The sequence below is a fragment of the Streptomyces sp. NPDC087428 genome (genome assembly GCF_044744085.1).
Lineage (GTDB): Bacteria > Actinomycetota > Actinomycetes > Streptomycetales > Streptomycetaceae > Streptomyces.
The window spans coordinates 28457-52643 of sequence record NZ_JBIUXR010000026.1; the positions used below are offsets into that span (position 1 = coordinate 28457).

Annotated in this window: 21 protein-coding genes; 12 read left to right on the forward strand and 9 right to left on the reverse strand. The window is 72.1% G+C overall.

Annotation, left to right across the window (positions count from 1 at the left end; translation table 11 throughout):
* Positions 1–37 precede the first annotated feature (37 nt).
* Both argF and ACIO3R_RS37255 read left to right on the forward strand, forming a co-directional pair.
* Complete coding sequence (gene argF / locus ACIO3R_RS37250; RefSeq protein ID WP_385025987.1) at positions 38–1042, forward strand: ornithine carbamoyltransferase; 1005 nt, start codon at positions 38–40, stop codon at positions 1040–1042.
* A 203-nt stretch (positions 1043–1245) separates the two neighbouring features.
* Positions 1246–2673 (forward strand): amino acid permease, encoded by a 1428-nt coding sequence (locus tag ACIO3R_RS37255; RefSeq protein WP_402111448.1) that lies wholly within the window; start codon positions 1246–1248, stop codon positions 2671–2673.
* Between the two features lie 23 nt (positions 2674–2696).
* On the opposite strand, the gene ACIO3R_RS37260 is transcribed toward ACIO3R_RS37255, so the two are convergent.
* Complete coding sequence (locus tag ACIO3R_RS37260) at positions 2697–3131, reverse strand: ATP-binding protein (protein WP_385025994.1); 435 nt, start codon at positions 3129–3131, stop codon at positions 2697–2699.
* Between the two features lie 225 nt (positions 3132–3356).
* Here ACIO3R_RS37260 and ACIO3R_RS37265 point away from each other — a divergent pair, with 225 nt between their 5' ends.
* Positions 3357–4184 (forward strand): enoyl-CoA hydratase family protein, encoded by an 828-nt coding sequence (locus tag ACIO3R_RS37265; protein ID WP_402111450.1) that lies wholly within the window; start codon positions 3357–3359, stop codon positions 4182–4184.
* Between the two features lie 4 nt (positions 4185–4188).
* Positions 4189–6504, forward strand: coding sequence for a bifunctional salicylyl-CoA 5-hydroxylase/oxidoreductase (locus ACIO3R_RS37270; RefSeq protein ID WP_402111452.1), 2316 nt, complete (start codon positions 4189–4191; stop codon positions 6502–6504).
* Positions 6505–6646: 142 nt separating this feature from the next.
* On the opposite strand, the gene ACIO3R_RS37275 is transcribed toward ACIO3R_RS37270, so the two are convergent.
* Genes ACIO3R_RS37275 through ACIO3R_RS37285 form a run of 3 tightly spaced genes read right to left on the reverse strand, consistent with a single transcriptional unit; the run spans position 6647 to position 9975 of the window.
* Complete coding sequence (locus tag ACIO3R_RS37275; protein WP_402111453.1) at positions 6647–7474, reverse strand: GNAT family N-acetyltransferase; 828 nt, start codon at positions 7472–7474, stop codon at positions 6647–6649.
* 43 nt (positions 7475–7517) lie between these two features.
* The gene (locus tag ACIO3R_RS37280) at positions 7518–8333 is read right to left on the reverse strand and encodes a PaaX family transcriptional regulator C-terminal domain-containing protein (RefSeq protein ID WP_385026004.1); all 816 of its coding nucleotides are present in this window, start codon (positions 8331–8333) and stop codon (positions 7518–7520) included.
* Between the two features lie 4 nt (positions 8334–8337).
* The gene (locus tag ACIO3R_RS37285; RefSeq protein WP_402111454.1) at positions 8338–9975 is read right to left on the reverse strand and encodes an AMP-binding protein; all 1638 of its coding nucleotides are present in this window, start codon (positions 9973–9975) and stop codon (positions 8338–8340) included.
* 196 nt (positions 9976–10171) lie between these two features.
* Between ACIO3R_RS37285 and ACIO3R_RS37290 the strand changes: the two genes are divergently transcribed.
* The gene (locus ACIO3R_RS37290) at positions 10172–11299 is read left to right on the forward strand and encodes an acyl-CoA dehydrogenase family protein (protein WP_402111455.1); all 1128 of its coding nucleotides are present in this window, start codon (positions 10172–10174) and stop codon (positions 11297–11299) included.
* Positions 11296–11697, forward strand: a complete 402-nt coding sequence (locus tag ACIO3R_RS37295; RefSeq protein WP_363028563.1) for a RidA family protein — start codon at positions 11296–11298, stop codon at positions 11695–11697. The genes ACIO3R_RS37290 and ACIO3R_RS37295 overlap by 4 nt, the downstream gene beginning before the upstream one ends.
* 91 nt (positions 11698–11788) lie before the next feature.
* On the opposite strand, the gene ACIO3R_RS37300 is transcribed toward ACIO3R_RS37295, so the two are convergent.
* Genes ACIO3R_RS37300 through ACIO3R_RS37320 form a run of 5 tightly spaced genes read right to left on the reverse strand, consistent with a single transcriptional unit; the run spans position 11789 to position 17222 of the window.
* Complete coding sequence (locus tag ACIO3R_RS37300; protein ID WP_385026016.1) at positions 11789–12922, reverse strand: FAD-dependent monooxygenase; 1134 nt, start codon at positions 12920–12922, stop codon at positions 11789–11791.
* 54 nt (positions 12923–12976) lie between these two features.
* On the reverse strand, positions 12977–13546 hold the full coding sequence (locus ACIO3R_RS37305; RefSeq protein WP_362962772.1) for an ATP/GTP-binding protein: 570 nt from the start codon (positions 13544–13546) through the stop codon (positions 12977–12979).
* Positions 13547–13552: 6 nt separating this feature from the next.
* A complete protein-coding gene (locus ACIO3R_RS37310) occupies positions 13553–13960 on the reverse strand; it encodes a DUF742 domain-containing protein (protein WP_385026019.1) in 408 nt (135 codons plus the stop codon).
* Positions 13957–14394 carry a roadblock/LC7 domain-containing protein gene (locus tag ACIO3R_RS37315; protein ID WP_123463130.1) on the reverse strand — a complete coding sequence of 146 codons (438 nt, stop codon included), beginning with the start codon at positions 14392–14394 and terminating at the stop codon, positions 13957–13959. The genes ACIO3R_RS37310 and ACIO3R_RS37315 overlap by 4 nt, the downstream gene beginning before the upstream one ends.
* Entirely contained in the window at positions 14391–17222 is a 2832-nt protein-coding gene (locus tag ACIO3R_RS37320) for a nitrate- and nitrite sensing domain-containing protein (protein ID WP_402111457.1), read from the reverse strand. The genes ACIO3R_RS37315 and ACIO3R_RS37320 overlap by 4 nt, the downstream gene beginning before the upstream one ends.
* A gap of 342 nt (positions 17223–17564) precedes the next feature.
* Between ACIO3R_RS37320 and ACIO3R_RS37325 the strand changes: the two genes are divergently transcribed.
* From ACIO3R_RS37325 to mnhG, 6 genes are read left to right on the forward strand one after another with little or no spacing between them, the layout of a single operon-like run.
* Positions 17565–20501, forward strand: a complete 2937-nt coding sequence (locus tag ACIO3R_RS37325) for a Na+/H+ antiporter subunit A (protein WP_402111459.1) — start codon at positions 17565–17567, stop codon at positions 20499–20501.
* Positions 20498–21199 (forward strand): Na(+)/H(+) antiporter subunit C, encoded by a 702-nt coding sequence (locus ACIO3R_RS37330; RefSeq protein ID WP_402111461.1) that lies wholly within the window; start codon positions 20498–20500, stop codon positions 21197–21199. The genes ACIO3R_RS37325 and ACIO3R_RS37330 overlap by 4 nt, the downstream gene beginning before the upstream one ends.
* Positions 21196–22848, forward strand: coding sequence for a Na+/H+ antiporter subunit D (locus ACIO3R_RS37335; RefSeq protein ID WP_402111463.1), 1653 nt, complete (start codon positions 21196–21198; stop codon positions 22846–22848). Before ACIO3R_RS37330 ends, ACIO3R_RS37335 begins: the two co-directional genes overlap by 4 nt.
* Positions 22845–23489 carry a Na+/H+ antiporter subunit E gene (locus ACIO3R_RS37340; protein WP_385354091.1) on the forward strand — a complete coding sequence of 215 codons (645 nt, stop codon included), beginning with the start codon at positions 22845–22847 and terminating at the stop codon, positions 23487–23489. Before ACIO3R_RS37335 ends, ACIO3R_RS37340 begins: the two co-directional genes overlap by 4 nt.
* Positions 23486–23821 (forward strand): MrpF/PhaF family protein, encoded by a 336-nt coding sequence (locus ACIO3R_RS37345; protein ID WP_363028547.1) that lies wholly within the window; start codon positions 23486–23488, stop codon positions 23819–23821. Before ACIO3R_RS37340 ends, ACIO3R_RS37345 begins: the two co-directional genes overlap by 4 nt.
* Positions 23818–24171 carry a monovalent cation/H(+) antiporter subunit G gene (mnhG, locus tag ACIO3R_RS37350; RefSeq protein WP_385026039.1) on the forward strand — a complete coding sequence of 118 codons (354 nt, stop codon included), beginning with the start codon at positions 23818–23820 and terminating at the stop codon, positions 24169–24171. Before ACIO3R_RS37345 ends, mnhG begins: the two co-directional genes overlap by 4 nt.
* Positions 24172–24187 lie beyond the last annotated feature (16 nt).

Here is a 24187-nt window from a genome sequence, read left to right on the forward strand (position 1 = left end):
CGTATGCGTCCCCCCGCCCGACCCAGGAGCAGTCACCATGGCCATAGACCTCGCAGGCCGCCACTTCATCAAGGAGCTGGACTTCACGGCCGAGGAGTTCCGCGGCCTGATCGACCTGGCCGCGGAACTGAAGGCCGCGAAGAAGGCGGGGACCGAGGTGCAGCGGCTGCGCGGCCGGAACATCGCGCTGATCTTCGAGAAGACCTCGACCCGTACCCGGTGCGCGTTCGAGGTGGCCGCCGCCGATCAGGGCGCGGCGACGACGTACCTCGATCCGTCCGGCTCCCAGATGGGTCACAAGGAGTCAGTGAAGGACACCGCACGCGTCCTCGGCCGGATGTTCGACGGGATCGAGTACCGCGGCGACAGCCAGGCGGCCGTCGAGGAGCTGGCGGCCTACGGCGGGGTGCCTGTCTTCAACGGGCTCTCCGACGACTGGCACCCCACCCAGATGCTCGCCGACTACCTCACCATGACCGAGCACAGCGCGAAGCCGCTGGAGCGGATCGCCTTCGCCTACCTCGGTGACGCCCGGTTCAACATGGGCAACTCCTACCTGGTCACCGGCGCCCTGCTCGGCATGGACGTGCGGATCGTCGCGCCGAAGGCCTACTGGCCCGCTGACGGGATCGTCGCGGAGGCCCGCAGGCTCGCCGAGGGCAGCGGGGCGACCGTCACGCTCACCGAGGACATCGCCGAGGGTGTGCGCGGCGCCGACTTCGTCGCCACCGACGTGTGGGTCTCGATGGGGGAGCCCAAGGAGGTCTGGGACGAGCGGATCGCCGCCCTCGCGCCCTATGCCGTCACCATGGACGTCCTGCGGGCCACCGCGAACCCCGACGTGAAGTTCCTGCACTGCCTCCCGGCCTACCACGACCTCGGCACCAAGGTGGGCCGGGAGATCCACGCCCGGCACGGTCTGACCGAGCTGGAGGTCAGCGACGAGGTCTTCGAGTCCGCCCACTCGGTCGTCTTCGACGAGGCGGAGAACCGGATGCACACGATCAAGGCGGTGCTGGTCGCGACGTTGGCCGGGTCCTGACCCGGGCGGTCCCGACCGGGACAAACCGCATGTTCATGCGCTCAATTGGGTGAATGTGTGCATGGGTGCCTATTGTGGTCCCCGTTGGTGGGGTTCGAGCTCGCACGCTCGAACCCCATTTTTCGTGCGCCCCACCGGCCCCCACGTCGCGGACGCATCCCCCCACATGTGCCACCGGAGATGCCGGAGATGAGAACAACACCGTGAGCCCCCTGCGCCTGCCCGGCCCACCGCGCCGCGTCAAGGACCCCCACCAGCTGATCGCCGAATCAGGGGCCGACCTTGAGGGGAACGGCCTCAAGCGCACCATGGGTCTCTTCCAGCTGGTGTGCTTCGGAGTCGGCGCCGTGGTCGGCACCGGCATCTTCGTCGGCCTCTCCGACAGCGTCGCCGAGGCCGGCCCCGCCGTCGTGCTGTCCTTCGTGCTCGCCGCGGTCACCTGCATCTTCACCGCGTTCTCCTTCGCCGAGCTGGGCAGCGCCGTCCCGGTCTCCGGCAGCTCGTACTCCTTCGCCTACGCCACCCTCGGAGAACGCGTCGCCTTCCTTGTCGGCTGGTGTCTGCTCCTGGAGTACGGGGTATCCGTCTCCGCGGTGGCGGTGGGCTGGAGCCAGTACGTGAACGAGCTGCTCAACAGCCTCTTCGGAGGGCAGCTGCCCGCCGCGCTCTCCTCGGGGCCCGGCGACGGCGGCGTGATCAACCTGCCCGCGGTCATCGTGGTCATGATGGCCGCGACCCTGCTGGTGCGGGGCATCCGCGAGAGCGCCGGGGCCACGGCCGCGATGGCCGTCCTCAAGATCACCGTCCTGGTCATGTTCTGCGCCATCGCCTTCACCGCCTTCGAGCACGGCAACCTCACCCCGTTCGCGGCCCACGGCGCGGGCGGTGTCACCGCGGGGGCGTCGCTGGCGTTCTTCTCGTACATCGGGTTCGACGCCATCACCACCGCGGGCGAGGAGGTCAAGAACCCCCGGCGCGACATTCCGCTGGCGATCATGATCTGCATCGGCCTGGTCACGCTGCTCTACTGCGCGGTCGCCCTCGCCGCGATCGGGGCCCTCGGCCCGGACGCCGTCTCCGACAAGCCGGCCGCGCTCTCGCTGATCGTCAACCGGGTCACCGGCTCGACGGTCGGCGGCGGGATCATCGCCTTCGGGGCGATCGCCGCCATCGCCTCGGTCGTCCTCGCGGTGATGTACGGGCAGACCCGCATCCTCATGTCGATGTCGCGCGACGGCCTGGTCCCGCGGGTCTTCGAACGGGTCTCGCCGCGGACCTCGACACCGGTCGCCAACACCTGGATCGTGGCCACCGTCTTCGCCGTACCGGCGGCCTTCTCGTCACTCGACGTGGTGGTGAACCTGACGACCATCGGGACGCTCGCCACCATGGTCGCGGTCAACCTCGCGGTGATCGTGCTGCGCCACCGCAACCCCGAGGTGAGGGGCTCCTTCCGGATTCCGCTCCACCCCGTCGGCCCGGTCCTCGGCGTCGGTTTCTGCGTCTACCTCATGTACGGGACCGGCTGGACGACCTGGGTGCAGTTCGCGGTGTTCCTCGCGGCCGGCGCGGTGCTGTACGCCCGCTACGGCAGGAGCCGGTCGCGGCTGGCCGGCCGGAACGCGGGCTGACCGCACCGCCTTCCGCGGCCCGGTCAGATCACCGGACGGGCGGGTGACGGCAGGGTGAACCACACGGCCTTGCCGCGTTCCGTCGTGCGGTGACCGCACGACGAGCTGAGGGTGCGGATCAGCAGCAGACCCCTGCCGTGCTCCTGCCAGGGGTCCGGTTCGCTGCCCGGTGCGGGACGGGAGAGATCGCCCGGCGGGGCGGGGTCGTGGTCGTGCACCTCCACCTGGCAGCCGGTCGGCAGCAGCTCCACCACCAGCTCGATGGGCCCGTCGCCGGGGGTGTGCTCCACCGCGTTGGCGACCAGTTCGGCGGTGAGCAGTTCGGCGGTGTCGCTGTCGGCCGGGGCCTCGATGTCCGCCAGCGCCGTACGGATCAGGGCGCGGGCCATCGGCACGGCCGCAGCTGTGTGCGGCAGTGCGATCCGCCAGGAGGCGGGGGCAGGGACATCGGACGGCACAGCGGGGGTTCCATTCAAGGGGTGAGACGTTCATGGAACGCATTACTTCTTGGTTTCAACCATACGAAGCCCCGCGGCCCGGACAAGGGGCTGTCGACCGGTACGAAGGGGACTTTCGTCACAACGGTCTCACGCTCTGCATATTGCGTACTCGTGACGGGAGTCACATACGAGTGATAAATTCGACGCAAGCAGCAGCCCGACGGCTGAAGGGGATCACCCTCCATGAGCCCGTTTCCCAGCTCCGCACCACGTACGGAGAACTGGCGCCACCTCCGGGTCACGACGCGCGACGGTGTCGCCACCGTCACCCTCGCCCGCCCCGAGAAACTCAACGCGCTGACCTTCGGCGCCTATGCCGACCTGCGCGATCTGCTGGCCGAGCTGTCCAGGGAGCGCACCGTGCGGGCCCTGGTCCTGGCCGGCGAGGGGCGCGGCTTCTGCTCCGGCGGCGACGTGGACGAGATCATCGGCGCCACCCTCGCGATGGACACCGCGCAGCTGCTGGACTTCAACCGGATGACCGGTCAGGTCGTACGGGCTCTGCGCGAGTGCCCGTTCCCCGTCATCGCGGCCGTGCACGGGATCGCGGCCGGAGCGGGCGCCGTCCTCACGCTGGCCGCCGACTTCCGGGTCGCCGACCCGACGGCCAGGTTCGCCTTCCTCTTCACCCGGGTCGGGCTCTCCGGCGGCGACATGGGCGCCGCCTATCTGCTGCCCCGGGTGGTGGGCCTCGGCCACGCCACCAGGCTGCTGATGCTCGGCGAACCCGTCCACGCACCCGAGGCGACCCGCATCGGGCTGATCAGCGAACTGACCGAGGAGGGCCGCGCCGACGAACGGGCCGCCGAGCTCGCCCGCCGCCTCGCGGACGGCCCCGCCCTCGCCCTCGCCCAGACGAAGGCGCTGCTCACCGCCGAACTCGACATGCCGCTCGCCGCCGCCGTCGAGATGGACGCCGCCACCCAGGCCCTGCTGATGCACGGCGAGGACTACGCCGAGTTCCACACCGCCTTCACCGAGAAGCGGCCGCCGAAGTGGCAAGGCCGGTAGCGCGATGACGGCGCCCGGGGGCCCGACCCCCGACACCCCGTCCGCCGGCCCGCACCGGATCGCCGTCATCGGCGGCGGCCCCGGCGGGCTCTACGCCGCGGCGCTGCTCAAGAGGCTGGACCCCGGGCGCGAGATCACCCTCTGGGAGCGCAACGCCCCTGACGACACCTTCGGCTTCGGCGTCGTCCTCTCCGACGAGACGCTCGGCGGCATCGAGCACGCCGACCCCACCGTCCACCGCGCGCTCCAGAAGGAGTTCGTCCGCTGGGACGACATAGACATCGTCCACCGCGGCCACACCCAGACCTCCGGCGGTCACGGCTTCGCCGCCCTCGGCCGTCGCCGCCTCCTGGAGATCCTGCACGAGCGCTGCGCTTCCCTCGGGGTACGGCTCCACTTCCGGACGGAGGCCCCGCTCGCGGCCGAACTCGCTGCCTCGTACGACCTGGTGATCGCTGCCGACGGGGTGCACAGCGCCACCCGCACCGCCCACGCCGACCGCTTCGGCCCCCGCGTCACCACCCACCGCTGCCGCTACATCTGGCTCGCCGCCGACTTCGCCCTGGACGCCTTCCGCTTCGAGACCGCCGAGACCGCGTACGGCGTGATGCAGCTGCACGGCTATCCGTTCTCCCCGGACGCGTCCACCGTCATCGTGGAGATGCGAGAGAAGGTCTGGCGGGCAGCCGGATTCGACACCCGCGACCCGGCCGACTCGATCCGGCACTGTGCCACGGTCTTCGCCGACGCGCTCGGCGGCCGGCCGCTGCGCTCCCACAACTCCTCCTGGCTCACCTTCAGCACCGTCGTCAACGCCCACTGGTCGCACGGCAACACGGTCCTCATCGGTGACGCCGCCCACACCGCGCACTTCTCCATCGGCTCCGGCACCAAACTCGCCGTCGAGGACGCCCTCGCGCTCGCCGCCTGCATCGAGGAGCAGCCCGGCCTGCCCGCGGCCCTCGCCGCGTACGAGAGCGAGCGCCGCCCCGTCGTCGAATCGACCCAGCGCGCCGCGGCCGCCAGCCTGCGCTGGTTCGAGGAGCTGAGCCGTCACGTCGACCAGCCGCCCCGCCAGTTCGCGTTCAACCTCCTCACCCGCAGCCGCCGCGTCACCCACGACAACCTCCGGCTGCGCGACGCCGGGTTCGCCGCGGCGGTCGAGGAGGAGTTCGGCTGCCCGCCCGGCACCCCGCCGATGTTCACCCCGCTGCGGCTGCGCGGACTGGAACTGCGCAACCGCGTCGTCGTGTCGCCCATGGACATGTACTCGGCCACCGACGGTGTCCCCGGCGACTTCCACCTCGTCCACCTGGGCGCCAGGGCGCTCGGCGGGGCCGGGCTCGTCATGACGGAAATGGTCTGCGTGAGCCCCGAGGGCCGCATCACCCCCGGCTGCACCGGCCTCTACACCGACGCACAGGCCGCCGCCTGGACCCGGATCACCGACTTCGTGCACACCGGATCGCCGGGCACCGCCATCGGCGTCCAGCTCGGCCACTCCGGACGCAAGGGCTCCACCAAACTGATGTGGGACGGCATCGACCAGCCGCTGGACAAGGGCAACTGGCCGCTCGCCGCCGCCTCCCCGATCCCGTACGCGCAGGGTGTCAACCAGGTCCCGCACGCCCTGGACCGGGCCGGTCTCGACGCGGTGCGCGAGCAGTTCGCGGACGCCGCCCACCGCGCCGGCACCTGCGGATTCGACCTCCTCGAACTCCACTGCGCCCACGGCTACCTGCTCTCCGGCTTCCTCTCGCCGCTCACCAACCACCGCACCGACCAGTACGGCGGATCACTGGAGAACCGGCTCCGCTACCCGCTCGAAGTCTTCGACGCCGTCCGCGAACGGTGGCCCGACGACCGTCCGATGACGGTCCGGATCTCCGCCACGGACTGGGCGCGGGGCGGCACCACGGCAGAGGACGCCGTCGGGATCGCCCGCGCGTTCGTCGCCCACGGAGCCGACGCCATCGACGTGTCCACCGGCCAGGTCGTCCCCTTCGAGCAGCCCGAGTACGGGCGCTCCTACCAGACCCCGTACGCCGACCGGATTCGCAACACCCTGTGCGTGCCCGTCATCGCGGTGGGCGCCATCTCCTCCTGGGACGACGTCAACTCCCTGCTGCTGGCGGGGCGCGCCGACCTCTGCGCCCTGGCCCGGCCCCACCTGTACGACCCGCACTGGACGCTGCACGCGGCCGCCGAGCAGGGCTACGCGGGGCAGGGCGCGCCCTGGCCGCTCCCGTACGGCGCGGGCAGCCGCACCCCGCCGACCGGCCGCACCGACGCACCGAGACCGCGGCTCACTCTGGGCTGACAGCCCCTGACGACAGGCACGCGTGGCGTAGGCCTCCGCCCCGCCCGGAAGGCCTTCGTGCCGGCGCGGAACTCCTGCCCCGGCTCCCCGTACCGCCGCCACCGCACCCCGTTCGCCTACCGGCCACACCGGCTCGGGATTCTCATCCAGCGCTTCCCTCCACGCTGATCAGCATCCGGTCGGAGACCGCCCGGTAGCCGATCCGTACATAAACACCGTTGCTCGTGGGATTGGCCAGGTCGGCGAAGAGCAGCACCTCGTCCGCGCCCGCCTCCCGGGCCGTCCGGCTGATCTGCGCGGTCACCGCCGCCGCGAAGCCCCGGCCGCGGTGCTCGGGCGGGGTGTAGACCGGCGCGACCCGTACCGTGCCCGCGATCCGCGGCGAGACGCCCGCCATCGACACGGGGACGCCGCCGTCCTCCCAGAGCGTCAGCCGCCCCTCGGCCGTCCGCTCGTCCACCGCCCGTTCCGGGCGCCCGGCCGACTCGCCGATCTCGGCGGCGAAAGCGCGGAACCAGCCCAGCAGCAGTTCCCGGTCCGCCCCGGTCGCGGCCCTTGCCCGGCCACCGGGAGCGGGCGAGGGCGGTATCAACTCGCCGAGCCGGTAGAGCCGCTGCTCCTCGTCGAGGCGGTGACCCGGCCAGTGGGCCGCCACCGCCCCGGCCGTGGCCCGGTCCGCGTTGACGCCGGTGAGCGGGAGGGCGGCCAGCAGCGGTCCGACCGCCTCCGGGACGAGCCCGTTCAGCAGCGCCGGACGGGGCGGTGTCCGTACCACGGTCCCCGCCACCGCACCGTCCGCCCCGCGCCACCAGCCCAGCACCGGGGCGTGATCGGTGAACGCGTGCGGGCCATTGCGTCGCAAGGACGCGGTGACGGTCAGGGCGAGGGTGTTCTCGGCCGGCCGGGCGGCGAGAAAGGCGCCGGCCGCGTCGAGGAACACGTCGACGTCGTCGGTGAAGGTCCAGGTCATGCACCCGCATTCTGCCGGGCGGGCGACCCGGGCAGCACCTGTATTACGCGTGCACGAACTCGGCCCCCGCGTCCCGCAGCCGCTCGTGCAGCAGCCCGAAGACCTCCGCCGACCTGCCCCCGGGCCACTCCTCGGGCAGCAGCTCGCGCGGCAGTCCCGGGTCCGCGTACGGCACCCGGCGCCAGGAGTCCAGCGCGGTCAGGTAGTCGCGGTAGGCGTGCTCGGGATCGGCCGCCGCGTCCCCCCGCGACTCCCAGGACCGCAGCACCGGTTCGTGCCGCTCCAGGAACTCGTGGTGCAGCCGGGCGATCGCGTCCAGGTCCCACCAGCGCGCCACCGACTCCGCGGTGGCGGCGAAACCCAGATGGTCGCCGCGGAACAGGTCGACGTACGGGGCGAGTCCGAGGCGCTCCAGGGTGTGCCGGGTCTCGTCGTACAGCCCGGCCGGGGCGATCCAGACACCGGGGGCGGCCGTGCCGAAGCCCAGCCGGGCCAGCCGCGAGCGCAGCAGGTGCCGCTTGTGACGCTCGGCCTCCGGTACGGAGAACACCGCGAGCACCCAGCCGTCGCCGGGCCGGGGCGCCGGGTGCCGGTAGATCCGCCGGTCGCCGTCGTCGAGCAACTGGCGGGCGTCGGCCGAGAGCGCGTAGCCGGCGGACCCGTCCGCCGTACGGGCCGCGACGAGGAGCCCGCGCCGCTTCAGCCGGGAGACGGAGGACCGTACGGCGGGGGCGTCCACGCCGACGGCGCCCAGCAGCCGGATGAGTCCGGCGACCGGCAGCGGGGCGTCGCCGGGGGTCCGGCCGTAGGCACCGTAGAGGGTGACGATCAGCGAGCGGGGTGCGTGCGGTTCGGCCATGTGGTCATTCTCGGCCCGAAGCGGAAGGGCCGGCACCCTGTTCGTCCGCACGCAGCCGGAACCGTTGCAGTTTGCCCGTCGCGGTACGGGGGAGTGCGGGCAGGAAGGTGATGAGGCGCGGGCATTTGTGCGGGGCCAGCTCCGTCTTCATGAAGGCGCGCAGCGCGTCCGCCGAGAGCGTGGAGCCCTCCCGCAGGACCACGTACGCCGCCACGATCCGGCCGCGCAGCTCGTCCTCACGGCCCACCACCGCGGCCTCCGCCACCTCCGGGTGGCGCAGCAGCGCGTCCTCGACCTCGGGGCCCGCGATGTTGTAGCCGGAGGAGATGATCATGTCGTCGGCGCGGGCCACGTAGTGGAAGTAGCCGTCCGCGTCGCGCACATAGGTGTCGCCCGTGAGGTTCCAGCCGTGCCGTACGTACTCCCGCTGCCGCTCGTCGGCGAGGTAGCGGCAGCCGACCGGTCCGCGGACGGCCAGCAGTCCCGGCTCGCCGTCCGGCACCGGAGCGCCGTCCCGGTCCACCACCCGGGCCTGCCAGCCGGGTACCGGGACGCCGGTGGTGCCGGGGCGGATCGCGTCGTCGGCCGCGGAGACGAAGATGTGCAGCAGCTCGGTGGCGCCGATGCCGTTGATGATGCGCAGACCGGTCCGCTCGTACCAGGAGCGCCAGGTCGCGACGGGCAGGTTCTCGCCCGCCGACACACAGCGGCGCAGTGCGGAGAGGTCGTACCCGTCGAGCTGGTCGAGCATCACCCGGTAGGCGGTGGGGGCCGTGAACAGCACCGAGACGCGGTGGGCGGCGAGGGCCGGCAGCAGCAGTTTGGGACCGGCCTGTTCCAGCAGCAGCGCCGAGGCACCGGCCCGCAGCGGGAAGACCACCAGGCCGCCGAGCCCGAAGGTGAAGCCGAGCGGCGGGCTGCCGGCGAACACGTCCTCCGGCACCGGCCGCAGGACGTGCCGGGAGAAGGTGTCCGCGATGGCCAGCACATCGCGGTGCAGGTGCATGCACCCCTTGGGGCGGCCGGTGGTCCCCGAGGTGAAGGCGATCAGCGCGACGTCGTCCGACGCGGTGTCCACGGCCGGGTAGGGGCCCGGCCGGGCGGCGGCGAGCCGCAGCAGGTCGTCCGGGGCGGTACCGCCGTACGCGGTGATCCGCAGCCCCGGCACCCGCGCCCGCGCCAGGTCGTCGACCGAGCGGATGTCGCACAGGGCGTGGCTGATCCGGGCGATCGAGCAGATCGTGGCGAGTTCGGCTGCCCGCTGCTGGGCCAGTACGGTGACGGCGATCGCGCCGGCCTTCAGCACCGCCAGCCAGCAGGCGGCGAGGTGGGGCGTGGTGGGGCCGCGCAGCAGCACACGGTTGCCGGGGACGACCCCCAGGTCCGAGGTGAGGACGTGGGCGATCCGGTCGACCCGGTCCCGCAGCTCCCCGTAGCTCAGCACCGCGCCGTCCGCCGTACGGAAGGCGGGGCGCCCGGCTCCGAAGCGGTCCGCCGTGCGGTCCAGGAGCTCGACGGCGCAGTTCAGCCGGTCCGGATAGTGCAGCTCGGGCAGGTCGAAGACCAGTTCCGGCCACTGGTCGGCGGGTGGCAGATGCTCCCTGGCAAAGCGGTCGATGTGCGCTGAGGCCTTCGGGTCCATGACGGATCGCCCCCTTGTCGCCCCTGAAGCGTATCGTTTGAGTGACGGTAGTCAACGGTCCGCGATAAAACGGGATACTCGGGCAAGGCGCGAGAGAAGGCGTGCGCAGAACTCACGGCGGCGGGCCCGCAGAGAAGCCGTGAGCGAACGGCGTGCGCCATGCTTCCGACGGGACTCCGACAAGAGAGGCGCCGGTATGACGGCATTCTCGCTCGATCCGGACCGGACCGCCTGGTGCGAGGAACTGCGCACCCTCGCCGAGCAGCGGCTGCGCCCGCTCGCGGAGAAGGGCGAGCCCGGTCACGTCAACCGGCCGCTCCTCGTCGCCCTGGGCGAGCTGGGCCTGCTGGACCGGCTGCTGGACTCCGGCGCCCTCGACCTCTGCCTGCTGCGCGAATCCCTCGCCCGGGGCTGCACGGAGGCCGAGACCGCGCTGGCGCTCCAGGGGCTCGGTACGTACCCCGTGGTCCAGGCGGGTACCGCGGCCCACCGGGAGCGCTGGCTGCCCGAGGTCCGCGCGGGCCGCGCCGTCGCCGCGTTCGCGCTGAGCGAGCCGGGGGCCGGGTCGGACGCGGCGGCCCTCGCCCTCGATGCCGCGCCCGTACCGGACGGCTGGCGGCTGACCGGCGAGAAGTGCTGGATCTCGAACGCCCCCGAGGCCGACTTCTACACCGTCTTCGCCCGTACGACGCGGGGCGCCGGAGCCCGCGGCGTCACCGCGTTCCTGGTCCCCGCCGACCGCCCCGGGCTGACCGGCGACTGTCTGGACATGCTCTCGCCGCACCCGATCGGGTCCCTCGCCTTCGACGGCGTACCGGTCACCGCCGACGACGTGCTCGGGGAACCGGACCGGGGCTTCCGGGTCGCTATGAACACCCTCAACCTGTTCCGGCCGAGCGTCGGCGCGTTCGCCGTCGGCATGGCCCGCGCCGCCCTCGACGCCACCGTCGTGCATACCGGGGAGCGCACCGCGTTCGGCGGCCCGCTCAAGGACCTCCAGGCGGTCGCCCACCAGGTCGCGGAGATGGCCACCCGCACCGAGGCCGCCCGGCTGCTGGTGTACGCGGCCGCCGCCGCGTACGACGCGGGAGAGCCGGGCGTCCCGTGCCGCGCCGCCATGGCCAAGCTGTTCGCGACCGAGACCGCGCAGTACGTCGTGGACACGGCCGTCCAACTGCACGGCGCCCGCGCCCTGCGCCGCGGCCATCTGCTCGAACACCTCTACCGGGAGGTCCGCGCCCCGCGGATCTACGAGGGCGCCAGCGAGGTGCAGCGCACGATCATCGCCAAGGAGCTGTACGCCAACCGGGAGCCGTCCGCATGAGCCCGATCCACCGCATCAACCCCGTCGAACTCTCCCCGCCCGCGGGCTTCTCGCACGCGGTCACCGCCACCGGGAGCCAACTGGTCTTCCTGGCCGGGCAGACCGCCCTCGACCAGCGGGGCGACATCGTCGGGTCCACCCTGCCCGAGCAGTTCGCCGCCGCCCTCACCAATCTGCTCGCCGCCCTGCGCGCGGCGGGCGGCGCCCCGGCGGACCTGGCCAGGGTCACGGTCTACGCCACCGATGTCGCCGACTACCGGGCGAACGCCGCAGAACTGGGGCGGATCTGGCGGCGGCTGGCGGGCCGCGACTACCCCGCGATGGCCGTGATCGGGGCGGCGCGGCTCTGGGACGAGCAGGCACTCGTCGAGATCGACGGGGTGGCGGTGCTGGCCTGAGCGGGCCGGACAGCGCGAACGCCCCCCCGCGGGCCCGGGAATCCGGGCCCGCAGGGGGCGCACTGGCACGCTCGGCGCGGTCAGCGCGTGATCAGTACGGCTTCACCAGCACGTGGGCCGCGCCCGGAATGCCGACCTTCAGCAGCTCGTCCTCCTCGGGCGTCGTCTCGCCGCCCGTCTCCTGCTTGAGCACGGCACGCGACATGGCCTGCACCCACATGGCACGGGGACGGCGGCGCCCCTCCCAGAGGTCGAGCGCGGCGGCCACGTCCGGCTCGGCGTCCAGCGACTCCGCGAGCACCAGCGCGTCCTCCACGGCCATCGCCGCACCCTGCGCGATGTGCGGGGTGCTCGCGTGCGCGGCGTCACCGGCCAGGACGACCCGGCCGATGTGCCACGGCTCCTCGACGGTCACCTGGGAGATCCGCGAATACACCACGTTCTCGGGTCCGGTGACCGCGGCGAGCGCCTCGGCGACCGGCCCGGAGAACATCGGGAGCCGCTCCTTGAGCTGCTCGTGGGCCTTCTCCGGGTCGGGCCGGAAGTCCTCGGACTCCGCGAACACCGCGCCCAGGTACATCAGGTCGTCCGTGATCGGGGTGAGCAGCGCCTTGGCGGCCTGGCCCGCCGTACTCATCACGACGCCTCGCACCCGGTCCTGACGGGGCATGGTGACACGCCAGTTGGCGAAGCCGGTGTACTGGGGGACGAAACGGTTGCCGTACAGCCGGCTGCGCAGCGGCGAGCCGATGCCGTCGAAGCCGACGACCAGGTCCCAGCGGGCGGCCGAGCCGTCGGACAGGGTGACGTCCACGCCCTCGCCGTTGTCCGCGAGCTTGGCGATGGTGGTGCCGAACCGGATCGTGGCCCCGGCCGCCGTGGCGGCGGCGCCGAGCACCTGGGCCAGGGCGGGGCGGGGGATGCCGTTGTTGGAGGGCGCGTCGCCCATCCGGGGCTGCGGAATCTCCGCCAGGGTGTTCCCGGCCGGGTCCGCGATGGTCAGTACCTCCCACTCGAAGCCGGCCTTGAGGCAGTCGTCGAGCACCCCGATCTCCCGCATGACGTGGAGGGCGTTGGACGGCTGGATGATGCCGACGCCGAGTGCGTCGAGCTCGTCGCGGAGCTCGGCGACCTCGACGGTGTGGCCGCGCCGGGCCAGGGCGGTGGCGAGCGTCAGCCCGCCGATGCCGCCGCCGTGTATCAGGACGCGCAGAGGTGTTGCCATATCGGATATCTCCAGAGCGGGAGTCAGCGGAAGGACTTGCGGGAAGGGGGCTCGTCAGCCGGCCGCGACGGGCAGGCTCATCAGGTGGTCCACCAGGGCCAGCAGCACGTCCCGGCCGAACGGCCGGTCGCGCACGTCGCCGACGAGCAGGGGGACATGGGGGTCGAGGTCGAGCGCCGCCCTGACCTCGTCCGCCGTACGGGTGTTGTGGCCGTGGAAGCAGTTGATCGCCACCACGAACGGGATGTCGCGGCTCTCGAAGAAGTCGATCGAGGCGAAGCTGGTCTCCAGCCGACGGGTGTCGGCGATCACGACGCCACCGAGCGCGCCGTTGACCAGGTCGTTCCACATGAACCAGAAACGTTCCTGGCCCGGTGTGCCGAAGAGGTAGACGACCAGCTCGGGACTGACCGTGATCCGGCCGAAGTCCAGTGCCACGGTGGTCGTGTCCTTCTGGCCGACACCGGCCAGGTCGTCGACGCCGATGCTGGCCTTGGTCAGGAACTCCTCGGTGCGCAGGGGCGCGACTTCGCTGACGGCGCCCACCAGGGTGGTCTTGCCGACACCGAAGCCTCCGGCGATAAGGATCTTGACGGCGGCGGGGGCCGCGTAACTGCTTGTCATCTTTACTCAGAGTCTCCGGAGTCCGTCGCGAACAGCGGCCAGCACGCCCATGTCCGCACCGCCGGCCGCCCGTGCCACCGAGAGCGGGGCGCGGGCGAGCAGCAGGCCGTGGGACACCAGGTCCGCCAGCAGGATCTTGGTCACCGAGACCGGGAGGTTGAGGTCGGCGGAGACCTCGGCGACCGCCGCGGGGCGCCGGCAGCGGTCCAGGATCATCCGGTGCTCCGGCTGGAGCCGGCCGGGCCGGGCCGCCGCGCCGTGTTCGTCCCGCGGGTCGTGTGCGGTCGTCAGTACGGTGATGAGGGTGAAGTCGTCCCGCTCGGGGGCGGTCCGGCCACGGGTGATGGTGTACGGGCGCACCATGGTGCCCGCGCCGTCCTCCTCCGTCTCCTCGTCCTCCCAGTGCGGGGTCACGCGTGCGGCCCGTCCCCGCCGCCGAAGGCGTCGAAGTCACCGCGCACCGGGGTGCTGAGCTTCTGGCCGACCTGCTGGACGAGGTTGTGCATGGCCAAGGACATGATCTCGGCGTCCACCTCCTGGGAGGCGACGACGGCCAGGTGCGTGCCCTGGGCGGCCGAGATGATGAAGAGCCACAGGTCGGACAGCTCGACGATCACCTGGTGCACGCCGCCGCCGTTGAAGAGCTGCCCGACACCGCGGGCCAGGCTCTGCTGGCCGGTGCAGATGGCGGCCAGCCGCTCGGCGTCGGCGCGCTCGACGGTGCGCGAGTGGCTCACCACCAGGCCGTCGTCGGAGAGCAGCACGGCGTTGAGGGTCTCGGCCACCGAGTCCACGAGACCGTCGAGCAGCCAGTCGAGGTCCTGGTGAGTGGCGGTTGTGCGTGTCATGACCGTTCTTCTCTCGTGGGGTGGTGGGCGAGCGGGCCGGGCTCCGTCGGCGCCTCATCGGTCGCGCGGGCGGCGCGGGACCGCCGCTGGAAGGCTCCGATCGCGGCTCCGGCCCGACGGGGGGCCGGCCGGAGCAGCGGGTTCTCGTCCCGGCTCTGCGGCTGCGACGCGGCAGGCCGGACGGCCGGGGCGATCCGCAGTTCGTCCGCGAGGCTGGCCTGCCGGACCCGGCGCGGCAACGGGGGTTCCGCGGCGGGCGGGGCCGGCAGTGCGGGCCGGCCGGGCCCGCCACCGGGAACGATGGCCTCCGGCGACGGCGGAGCCGGATGGTCGGGCTCGGCCACCGGCAGCTGCGCGGGATGTCCGGCGGCCGCTTCCGGCTGCCGGACACCGGGGACCGGGAATCCGTTCGGGTCCCCGGCGACGCCCGCCGGATACGGTCCCGTGTACGGCTGTTGCGGAGTCATGTACGGCTCCTCCGGCATCGGATACGGCTGGTGCGGTACGGGGTACTGGCCGTCGGCCTTCATGTACGGCTGTTCGCCCGGGGCGTACGGCTCCTCGTGGGAGCTGCCGTACGGGGACGCCGGGCCGGCGGAACCGTACGGGGATGTCCCGGGCGCGGTTCCGGTGTACGGCGGGAACGGGTGCTCGGTGTCGCCGAACGGGTCGTCGGCGGGCGCGGGCTGCGGCTGCTGCCCCTCCCGGTCGGGGAAGGGCTCGGACGCCACGGTGTACGGGGCCGCGGTGTAAGGAGCCGCGGTGGCATCGAACGGTGCGCCGGAGGCGTGCAGCGCGGTGACCCCGGCGAGGGCCTGGCCGCGGCCCCGGCTGGGCAGTGCCTCGCCGTCGCCGGTCGCGGCGGGCGCGGGGGCCTGGCCGGCCTCCTCGGGGGACGGCACGCCCACCGGGCCGGTGCGCGGCTCGGGGACCGTGAGCGCGTCGGGGACGAGCACGACGACGCGGGTGCCGCCGAAGGCCGAGGGGCGGAACTCCACCCGCAGGCCGTGCTGGTCGGCGAGGCGTGCGATCACGTACAGGCCGAGACGGATGTCGTCGGAGTGGGCCAGCACGTCCATCCGGGGCGGACGGCTCATCAGCTCGTTGGCCTCGGAGAGCTGTTGCTCGTCCATGCCGAGCCCCCGGTCCTCGACCTCGATGGCCAGGCCCCGGCTCACCCGGGCGGCCCTGACCTCGACGGGGCTCGGCGGCCTGGAGAAGCTGAGGGCGTTCTCGATCAGCTCGGCGAGCACGTGGGAGACCGGTCCGACGGCCCGTTCCGTGAGCCACGGGGTGCCGTCCAGATCCAGCACCACGCGCCGGTAGTCCTGCACCTCGCCCTGGGCGGAACGCATGACGTCGAGCAGCGGAACGGGCTTGCGCCAGCGCCGGTGCGGGGAGCCGCCGGCGAGGATCACCAGGTTCTCCTCGTAGCGTCGGAGCCGGGCGGTGAGGTGGTCGAGGTCGAAGAGGCCGTCCAGGATCTCGGGGTCCTCGTGCTTGCGCTCCAGCTCGTCCAGCTTCTTCAGCTGCTGGCCGATCAACTGCTGGGTGCGGCGCGCGATGCGTTGCAGCAGCCGCTCGAAGCCGCGGTGCTGGTCGGCCTGTTTGACGGCCGCCTGCACGGCGCTGGTGCGGGCCAGGTTGAGGGCGTTGCCGAGCTGCGTCAGCTCGTCCGACTTGCTGCTCCCTGCGTCCTGCGCGATGGCACGGGCCTCGGCCTCGACATCGATGCGTTCGCCCTTGGCGAGCCGGTCGACGACATCGGGCAGCGTCTTCTCCAGCTCCTCGGCCCGCTCCTGGAGCCGGCTGATGCGGCGGCGCAGGTTACGGGTGAGGCGCCAGGTGATCCAGATGACCGCGATGACCGCGAGGAGGCCGACCACGGTGGTCAGGACGACCCTGATCAGCAGCGAGATGACGCTGTCCTTGCCCTTCTCGACCACCAGGGCGGTGCGGTGCTCCATCAGCTCCACGAGCTGGGGTGTGAGCTGGTCCATCGCGCCGCGCCAGGTCTTCTCCTGGGCACCGAGGCTGACGAATCCGGCACCGTCCGGGTCGGCGGGCCGCAGCACCTGCGTCTCCACCTGGGTCTTGGTCTTCCAGGCGGGACTGCTCGCGATCGCGTCCCACATCGCCTTCTCGTCGGGCGGAAGGTAGGGGGCGACCTTGTCGGAGTACTGGAACGACTGGCTGGAAACGGCCTGCCGCACCTGCTGGAGGTCCTCCGTGCTCAGCTTGCCCTTCGGCCAGCCACGGGCCAGCAGGGCGTCGGAGCGCGAGATCATCTCCTTGGACCAGAACAGGTCGACCAGCGGCTGCGAGAGCGTGGTGATCTTGCCGTTGTCCACATGGCTGAGCGCGGTGAACAGCTTCAGGTCGACCGCGATCAGATCCGTGTAGTAGCCGTACACGGCCTTCTGCTGTTCATTGCCGCCCTCGTCCACGAGGGTGCGCTGCGCGGGCAGTTGGTTGATCGCCTGGCGGGCCTGGCCGACCGCGTCCAGCACCTCTCCGGGCGCGTCGTCCGCGGTCACCCCCGAGAGCGACTGGAAGCTGGTGATCGCTTCGTCGGTCAGCTTGCGCTGCTTGCGCAGCGCGTCGGTGACACCTCCGTGGCGGGCCAGAGTCTCGGCGCTCAGCCGACGCTCCTCCTGCAGGTTGTAGTACACGATATTGGACGGCTGGCCGGCCTTCTGGGCCAACTGCCCCTGGGCTGCCTGGCTCTGGAAGTCGAGCAGAGTCTGACCACTGGTGACGGCCCAGAGGGCGGCCAGTGCGACACCGGGGACGATGGCCAGTACGAGCAGGGCCGTCCGCAGCGACATGGTGGTCGAGTCGCTCCGCCGAGACGCGCGCGTGCGCAGGGCATGCTCCTTGGCGATGATGCCAGCCTCACGGCTGGTCAAATCCGTTTAGAACTTCGACAGATAGATATTAGCCACACTGTAAAAATGAAAAGGAAGTGGGCTCACATGTGCAACACCGATCACTCACGTCTTCACCATCTACGCGCGGAGCTGCCGCGGCCGATCTGAGTGCGCCCGGGTGGGCGCGGCGCGCCGTACGGGTGAAGCCGGTTCAGGGATATATCTGTACTTAGTGCCCTTTGCCCGTTCTGTAGCACCCTGTTCTGCGACACCACGCGCCGCAGCTCCCCACGGAGCCGTATGACCGCGCTCATCGTCTGCCACTTCGTCCTGGCCGCGTGCGCCCACCCGCTGGTCCGGCGACTGGGCACGCGGGCCTTCGTCGTACTCGCCCTGCCACCGGCGGCCACCACCTGCTGGGCCCTCGCCCAGTGGGACACCGCGGCCTCCGGCTCCTCTGTCACCTGGTCGTGGAACTGGATCCCGGCCTACGACGTCTCCCTCGGCCTGCGCCTCGACGCGCTCGCCGAACTGATGGTGCTGCTCGCGGCCGGTGTCGGCACGTTGGTCCTGCTCTACTGCGCCTCGTACTTCACCGACGACTCCCCGCAACTCGCGGGATTCGCCGGGAACCTCCTCGCCTTCACCGGGGCGATGCTCGCCCTCGTCCTCACCGACGACCTGATCTCGCTCTATGTGTTCTGGGAGCTGACCACGGTCTTCTCCTACCTGCTGATCGGCCACAACAGCGAGCACCGGCACAGCCGCCGCTCCGCCCTCCAGGCACTCACCGTCACCACCCTCGGCGGCCTCGCCATGCTGGTCGGCTTCCTGATCATCGGTCAGTCGGCCGGCACCTACCGGATCTCCGCGATCCTCGCCGACCCGCCCCGCACGAGCGTCGCCGTCTCGGTGGCCGTGGTGCTGATCCTGTGCGGGGCGCTGTCCAAGTCGGCGATCTGGCCGTTCAGCGTCTGGCTCCCGAACGCCATGGCCGCGCCCACCCCCGTCAGCGCCTACCTGCACGCCGCCGCCATGGTCAAGGCCGGCGTCTACCTGGTCGCCCGCCTCGCCCCCGGATTCGCCGACGTACCCGTGTGGCGGCCCGTCGTGATGGTCCTCGGCGCCGCGACCATGCTCCTCGGCGGCTGGCGGGCGCTGCGGCTCAACGACCTCAAGCTCGTCCTCGCCTACGGCACCGTCAGCCAGCTCGGCTTCCTCACCCTGCTCGCCGGTGTCGGCAACCGTGACGCGGCACTGGCCGCCGCCGTCATGATCCTCGGCCACGCCCTGTTCAAGGCACCGCTGTTCCTGGTCACCGGCATCGTCGACCACGCGGCCGGCACCCGGGACCTGCGCAGACTCTCCGGCGTCGGACGGGCGCTGCCGCACGTCTGCGCCGTCGCCGTGATCGCCGCCGCGTCCATGGCCGCGCTGCCCCCGCTGCTGGGCTTCGCCGCGAAGGAGGCCGCCTTCGAGGCGCTGCTGCACGGCGACACCGCGGACCGCTGGGCGCTGGGCGTCACCGTCGCGGGGTCGATGCTGACCGTCGCGTACACCGTCCGGTTCGTCTGGGGAGCCTTCCTGCGCAAGCCCGGCGTCACCGACACCCCGGTCCACCGGGTCGGCTGGGCCTTCCTCGCCCCGCCCGCGCTGCTCGCCGCCTGCGGGCTGGTCCTCGGGCCCGGAGTCGGCTGGACCGACCGGCTGCTGAGCGCGTACGCGGACGCCTTCCCCGCCTCCGCGCACCCGTACCATCTCGCGCTCTGGCACGGATTCGGCACCGCGCTGCTGCTCTCCGCCGTCGCCCTGGCGGGCGGCGCCGCGCTCTTCGCGTGGCGCGGCGCGGTCACCCGGCTCTCCCGGCGGATCGCCTGGCCGACCGCCGACAACGTCTTCGGCCATCTGCTGCTCGGCCTGGAGCGGCTCTCCCTCCAGATCACCGGATTCGTCCAGCGCGGCTCGCTCTCCGTCTACCTCGCCACCACACTGCTCGTGATGCTCGGCGGGCAGCTGGCCGTGCTCGGCGTGGACCGCCCCTGGGAAGGTGCCGTCGCGCCCCGGCTCTGGGACGTACCGCTGCAGGGCGCCGTCGCCCTGCTGACCTGCGCGGCCGCCCTGCTCTGCCTGACCGTCAGACGGCGGATGAAGGCCGTGGTGCTGGCCGGACTCACCGGATACGGGACCGCGTTGCTCTTCGTCGTCCAGGGCGGCCCGGACCTGGCGCTCACACAGTTCTGTGTGGAGACCGTGTCCATGATCGTGTTCGTGCTGGTGCTGCGACGGATGCCGGTGCACTTCCAGGAGTCCGTCAGCAGCTGGCGCCGTGCCGTGCGCATCCCGGTGGCGCTGGCCGCGGCGGCGACCCTGAGCGTGGTGGTGTGGGTCGCGGCGGCCGCGCGGACCGCGAAGCCGGCGGGCGCCGCCATGGTCGAGGAGACCGCGCACCACGGGCTCAAGGACGTGGTGGCCACCATCCTCGTCGACCTGCGGGCCTGGGACACGATGGGGGAGTCCGCCGTGCTCGCCGCCGCGGCGATCGGTGTGACGAGCCTGATCTACCTGCACCGCCGCGCCGAGGGAGCCGCCGCGCCCCCGGAGAGACAGGGGCAGACGGCCTGGTCGGTGACCACGACCCGGCTGACGGGGCTGCCGCACGGCGACGAGGGGGCGCCGGAGCGCGGCTGGCTGGCGGCCGGCGCCACACTGGCGCCCGAGCACCGCTCCGTGGTCTTCGAGGTGGTGGCCCGGCTGCTGTTCCACCCGATCCTGGTCCTCTCGGTGTACCTCCTGTTCTGCGCGGAGAACATGCCGGGCGGCGGCTTCGTCGCCGGACTGGTCGCCGGAGTCGCCCTGATCACCCGCTACCTGGCCGGGGGCCGCTTCGAACTCGCCGAGGCCGCCCCGCTGCAGCCGGGACTCTTCACCGGCCTCGGCCTCTTCCTCTCCACCGGAGTCGCCCTGCTGGGCCTCACCGACGGAACGGTCCTGCACGCCTGGACCCACCACGGACATCTGCCGCTGATCGGCGCGTACCACTTCGGTACACCGGTGATCTTCGACTTCGGGGTCTATCTCCTGGTGCTGGGCGTGGTGCTGGACATCGTGCGGGCCCTCGGCGCCAAGATCGACCGGCAGATCGAGCGGGCCGCCGCCGAACAGGCGGCCGCGGCAGGGCCCGGACCGGCACCGGGGCCCGCTTCGGGACCGGCACCCGGGACGGGAGGCGCGGGATGACCGTCAGTGCCTCCCTCCTCGCCACCGCCGCGGTGCTGTGCGCGGTCGGCGGCGCCCTCATGCTCACCCGGCCCCTCACCCGCATCCTGCTGGGCGCGGTGATCGCGGGCAACGGCATCAACCTGCTCGTCCTGTCCGCCACCGGAACGGCCGGCCGCGAACCCCTGCTCTACGGCGTCGCGCTGAGCAAGGTCACCGATCCGCTGCCCCAGGCCATCGCCCTCACCGCCATCGTCATCACCCTCGCCACCACCGCGTTCCTGCTGGCCATGGCCTACCGCAGCCACCAGTTGACCGGCACGGACGAGGTCCACGACGACCTGGAGGACCGGCGCATCGTGCTGCGCGCCGAGGTACTGGGGGAGCGCGACGAACTGCGCGAGCGGTACCGGTCCGCGTCGGAGCGCACGGACGAGGAACGCCGCCGGTACCGCGCGGAGCGCCGCCGGCTGAGAGCCAGGCTGCGTGCCGACCGCGCCCTGCAGGCCCGCGGCCGGGACGCGTCCGGGGACCTGTGGCACGACGTCCTGGGCGCGGACCCGGAGCACTACGCGGCACAGGGGGAGGACGGGAACCCCGGCCCTCCCGAGGAACCGGGCCCCGCCGCACAGGGCGGACCCGACGCCACCCCCGGCACCCCTCCCGACACCACCCCCGACCCCCCTCCCGACGACCCGAACCGAGGAGCCACCGGGTGAACGCACTCGTCCCGCTGCCGGTGCTGCTGCCGCTCTGCGCCACCGGCCTGAGCCTCGCCTTCGGTACCCGGCTCAAACAGTTCCAGCGCTTCATCAGCGTCGCCGTGCTCACCGCCGTACTGGGCCTCTCCGTCACCCTGATGATCGACGCGGACATCGAGGGACCGCTCGTCGTCCACCTCGGCGACTTCGCCCCGCCGCTCGGCATCACCCTGGTCGCCGACCGGCTCTCCGGGCTGATGCTGACGGTCTCCTCGGCCGTCACCCTCTGCGTCCTCGTCTACTCCCTCGGCCAGGGCATGGCCGACCGGGACGAGGAGACACCCGTGGCGGTCTTCCACCCCGCCTACCTGATCCTGGTCGCCGGGGTCTCCTGCACCTTTCTCGCCGGTGACCTGGTCAACCTCTACGTCGGTTTCGAGATCATGCTCGTCGCCAGCTTCGTCCTGCTCACGCTCGGCGGAACCGGCCCCCGGGTCCGCGCGGGCTCCACCTACGTGATCATCTCCCTCTTCTCCTCGATGCTCTTCCTCACCGCCATCGCCATGACGTACGCGGCCACCGGCACCGCCAACTTCGCCCAGCTGGCCGGGCGCCTCGCCGCCCTCCCGCTGGGCGTCCAGACCCTGATCCAGGCGATGCTGCTGACCGTCTTCGCCATCAAGGCCGCCGTCTTCCCGCTCGCCGCCTGGCTCCCCGACTCCTACCCGACCGCGCCCGCCCCGGTCACCGCGGTCTTCGCCGGACTGCTCACCAAGGTCGGCGTCTACTGCATGCTGCGCACCGAGACCCTGCTCTTCCCCGGCAACCGGCTCGGCGACCTGCTGATGGCCGCCGCCCTCGCCTCGATGGTCGTCGGCATCCTCGGGGCCGTCGCCCAGACCGACCTGAAGCGGCTGCTCTCCTTCACCCTCATCAGCCACATCGGCTACATGGTCTTCGGCATCGGACTCGCCACCCGGGAGGCGTACGGCGGCGCGATCGTCTACGTCGTCCACCACATCACCGTGCAGACCACGCTCTTCCTGGTGGCCGGCCTGATCGAACGGCGGGGCGGCACCACCGAACTCACCCGGCTCGGCGGAATCGCCAAGGCCGCACCGCTCCTGGCCGTCCTCTTCTTCGTACCCGCGATGAACCTGGCCGGGATCCCGCCGCTGTCCGGATTCATCGGCAAGCTCGGGCTGATGCGCGCCGGAGTCGCCGACGGCAGTGTCTGGGCCTGGATCCTCGTCATCGGATCGACGGCGACCAGCCTGCTCACGCTGTACGTGATGGCCAAGGTGTGGAACCTGGCGTTCTGGCGGGCCGCACCCCCCGGGCAGGCGCTGGACGGCACGGTCCTGGAGTCCGACGAGGAGGACGACAGCGACGCCGACGAGGGCCCGGACCGGATGCCCGGCACCGGCGACGAAGGGGTTCGGATCCGCCACCAGCCGGCCGGGCGCGCGGTGGCGGCCACCCTGCACGGCCACGCCGTCACCACGACGACGAAGCTGCCGCGGCCGATGACCTGGGCCACCGCCGCGACGGTCGCGCTCGGACTCGCCTTCACCGTGTTCGCCGGGCCGCTGACCTCGTACACCGACCGGTCGGCCGCCGAACTCATCGCACGCTCCCCCTATGTCGAGGCGGTGCTCGGACGGTGAGACGACTGATCAGGTTCTCCTACCGGAACAAGGACCTGCCGCCGTTCAGCTGCGAGTTCGGCGGCCGCCGACGACGTGTGCTCGACCTGCCGCTGATCGCCTGGCTCACCGTCATCTGGGTGCTGCTCTGGTCCGGCCTGCACTGGGCCAACGTGCTGACCGGCGCGGTCGTCGCGGTCGCGGTCTGCCTGGCGTTCCCGCTGCCGAAGGTCGACCTCGGGCTCCGCCTGCATCCCTGGGGCATCCTGCGGCTGGCCGGCTTTCTCCTCTACGACATGTACACCTCCGGCGTGCGGGTCACCCGGCAGATCTTCGGCAGCCGTCCGCACCGGGCCGCCGTCATCGCCGTACCCCTGCGCTGCCGCTCGGACCTGATGCTCACGGCGACCGCCGTCGCGGTGTCCAACGTGCCCGGCGGCTCCGTCGTCGAGGTGCGCCGCGCCACAGCCACCGTCTTCCTGCACGTCCTCGACGCGGGCCGGCCCGCCGAACTGGACGCGGCCCGGCGTTCCGTGTGGCGCCTGGAGGAACTGACGGTCCGGGCCTTCGGCACCCGCGACGAGATCGCCCGCGTCGCCGCTCCGCCACCGACCGCACCACACACCGGCGAGCAGCCGGGAGACCAGGGGGAGGACGCATGAGTGTTCCGGAGACCGTCGACCGGGTGCTGCTCATCGCGGCGGTCGTCGTGATCGTCATCGCCGGGGCGGGCCTGCTGACCCGTATCTGGCTGGGCCCCTCCATGCTGGACCGCGCGATCTCGCTGGATGTCTGCGCGGCCCTGATCATCGCCGGACTCGGCGCCAAGTCGGCGTTCGCACGCGACCCGTTCTACTTCCCGATCATGCTGGTGCTGGCCTTCCTCGGCTTCACCGGTTCGGTGGGCATCGCGCGCTTCATCGCCGTACGCGACCGGCCGCCCGGCCGCCCGCGCGCCGACGGCCCCAAGCGGACGGGCGGGCCGACACCATGAGCGTCTGGCTCCAGATCACCGACACGGCGGGCGCGGTCCTGGTCCTCCTCGGCGCGGCCATCTGCCTGCTGGGCGTGGTCGGCATGCTGAAGCTGCCGGACGTCCTGTCCCGCAGCCACGCGGCGACCAAGCCGCAGTCGCTCGGCATGCTGATCGTGCTGGCGGGGGTCGCGCTGCGGCTGCGCAGCGGCATGGACCTGGCGACCCTGGGGCTGATCGGCTTCTTCCAGCTGATGACCGGCCCGGTCGCCGCGCACCTGGTCGCGCGCTCGGCGTACCGGACGGGGCAGATCGACCACAGCGAGCTTCTCTTCGACGAACTGGACGAGCAACTGACGGAAGAGAGCTAGGTATTCGGCGTGGCCG

What these genes read in the sequence shown, in the direction of transcription:
- ACIO3R_RS37290 (WP_402111455.1), top strand. Translation starts at nt 10,172, where the DNA reads ATGACGGCATTCTCGCTCGATCCGGACCGGACCGCCTGGTGCGAGGAA.
- ACIO3R_RS37295 (WP_363028563.1), top strand. Translation starts at nt 11,296, where the DNA reads ATGAGCCCGATCCACCGCATCAACCCCGTCGAACTCTCCCCGCCCGCG.
- mnhG (WP_385026039.1), top strand. Translation starts at nt 23,818, where the DNA reads ATGAGCGTCTGGCTCCAGATCACCGACACGGCGGGCGCGGTCCTGGTC.
- ACIO3R_RS37275 (WP_402111453.1), bottom strand. Translation starts at nt 7,474, where the DNA reads ATGACCTGGACCTTCACCGACGACGTCGACGTGTTCCTCGACGCGGCC.
- ACIO3R_RS37285 (WP_402111454.1), bottom strand. Translation starts at nt 9,975, where the DNA reads ATGGACCCGAAGGCCTCAGCGCACATCGACCGCTTTGCCAGGGAGCAT.
- ACIO3R_RS37300 (WP_385026016.1), bottom strand. Translation starts at nt 12,922, where the DNA reads ATGGCAACACCTCTGCGCGTCCTGATACACGGCGGCGGCATCGGCGGG.
- ACIO3R_RS37345 (WP_363028547.1), top strand. Translation starts at nt 23,486, where the DNA reads ATGAGTGTTCCGGAGACCGTCGACCGGGTGCTGCTCATCGCGGCGGTC.
- argF (WP_385025987.1), top strand. Translation starts at nt 38, where the DNA reads ATGGCCATAGACCTCGCAGGCCGCCACTTCATCAAGGAGCTGGACTTC.
- ACIO3R_RS37280 (WP_385026004.1), bottom strand. Translation starts at nt 8,333, where the DNA reads ATGGCCGAACCGCACGCACCCCGCTCGCTGATCGTCACCCTCTACGGT.
- ACIO3R_RS37325 (WP_402111459.1), top strand. Translation starts at nt 17,565, where the DNA reads ATGACCGCGCTCATCGTCTGCCACTTCGTCCTGGCCGCGTGCGCCCAC.
- ACIO3R_RS37315 (WP_123463130.1), bottom strand. Translation starts at nt 14,394, where the DNA reads ATGACACGCACAACCGCCACTCACCAGGACCTCGACTGGCTGCTCGAC.
- ACIO3R_RS37305 (WP_362962772.1), bottom strand. Translation starts at nt 13,546, where the DNA reads ATGACAAGCAGTTACGCGGCCCCCGCCGCCGTCAAGATCCTTATCGCC.
- ACIO3R_RS37270 (WP_402111452.1), top strand. Translation starts at nt 4,189, where the DNA reads ATGACGGCGCCCGGGGGCCCGACCCCCGACACCCCGTCCGCCGGCCCG.
- ACIO3R_RS37265 (WP_402111450.1), top strand. Translation starts at nt 3,357, where the DNA reads ATGAGCCCGTTTCCCAGCTCCGCACCACGTACGGAGAACTGGCGCCAC.
- ACIO3R_RS37320 (WP_402111457.1), bottom strand. Translation starts at nt 17,222, where the DNA reads ATGTCGCTGCGGACGGCCCTGCTCGTACTGGCCATCGTCCCCGGTGTC.
- ACIO3R_RS37330 (WP_402111461.1), top strand. Translation starts at nt 20,498, where the DNA reads ATGACCGTCAGTGCCTCCCTCCTCGCCACCGCCGCGGTGCTGTGCGCG.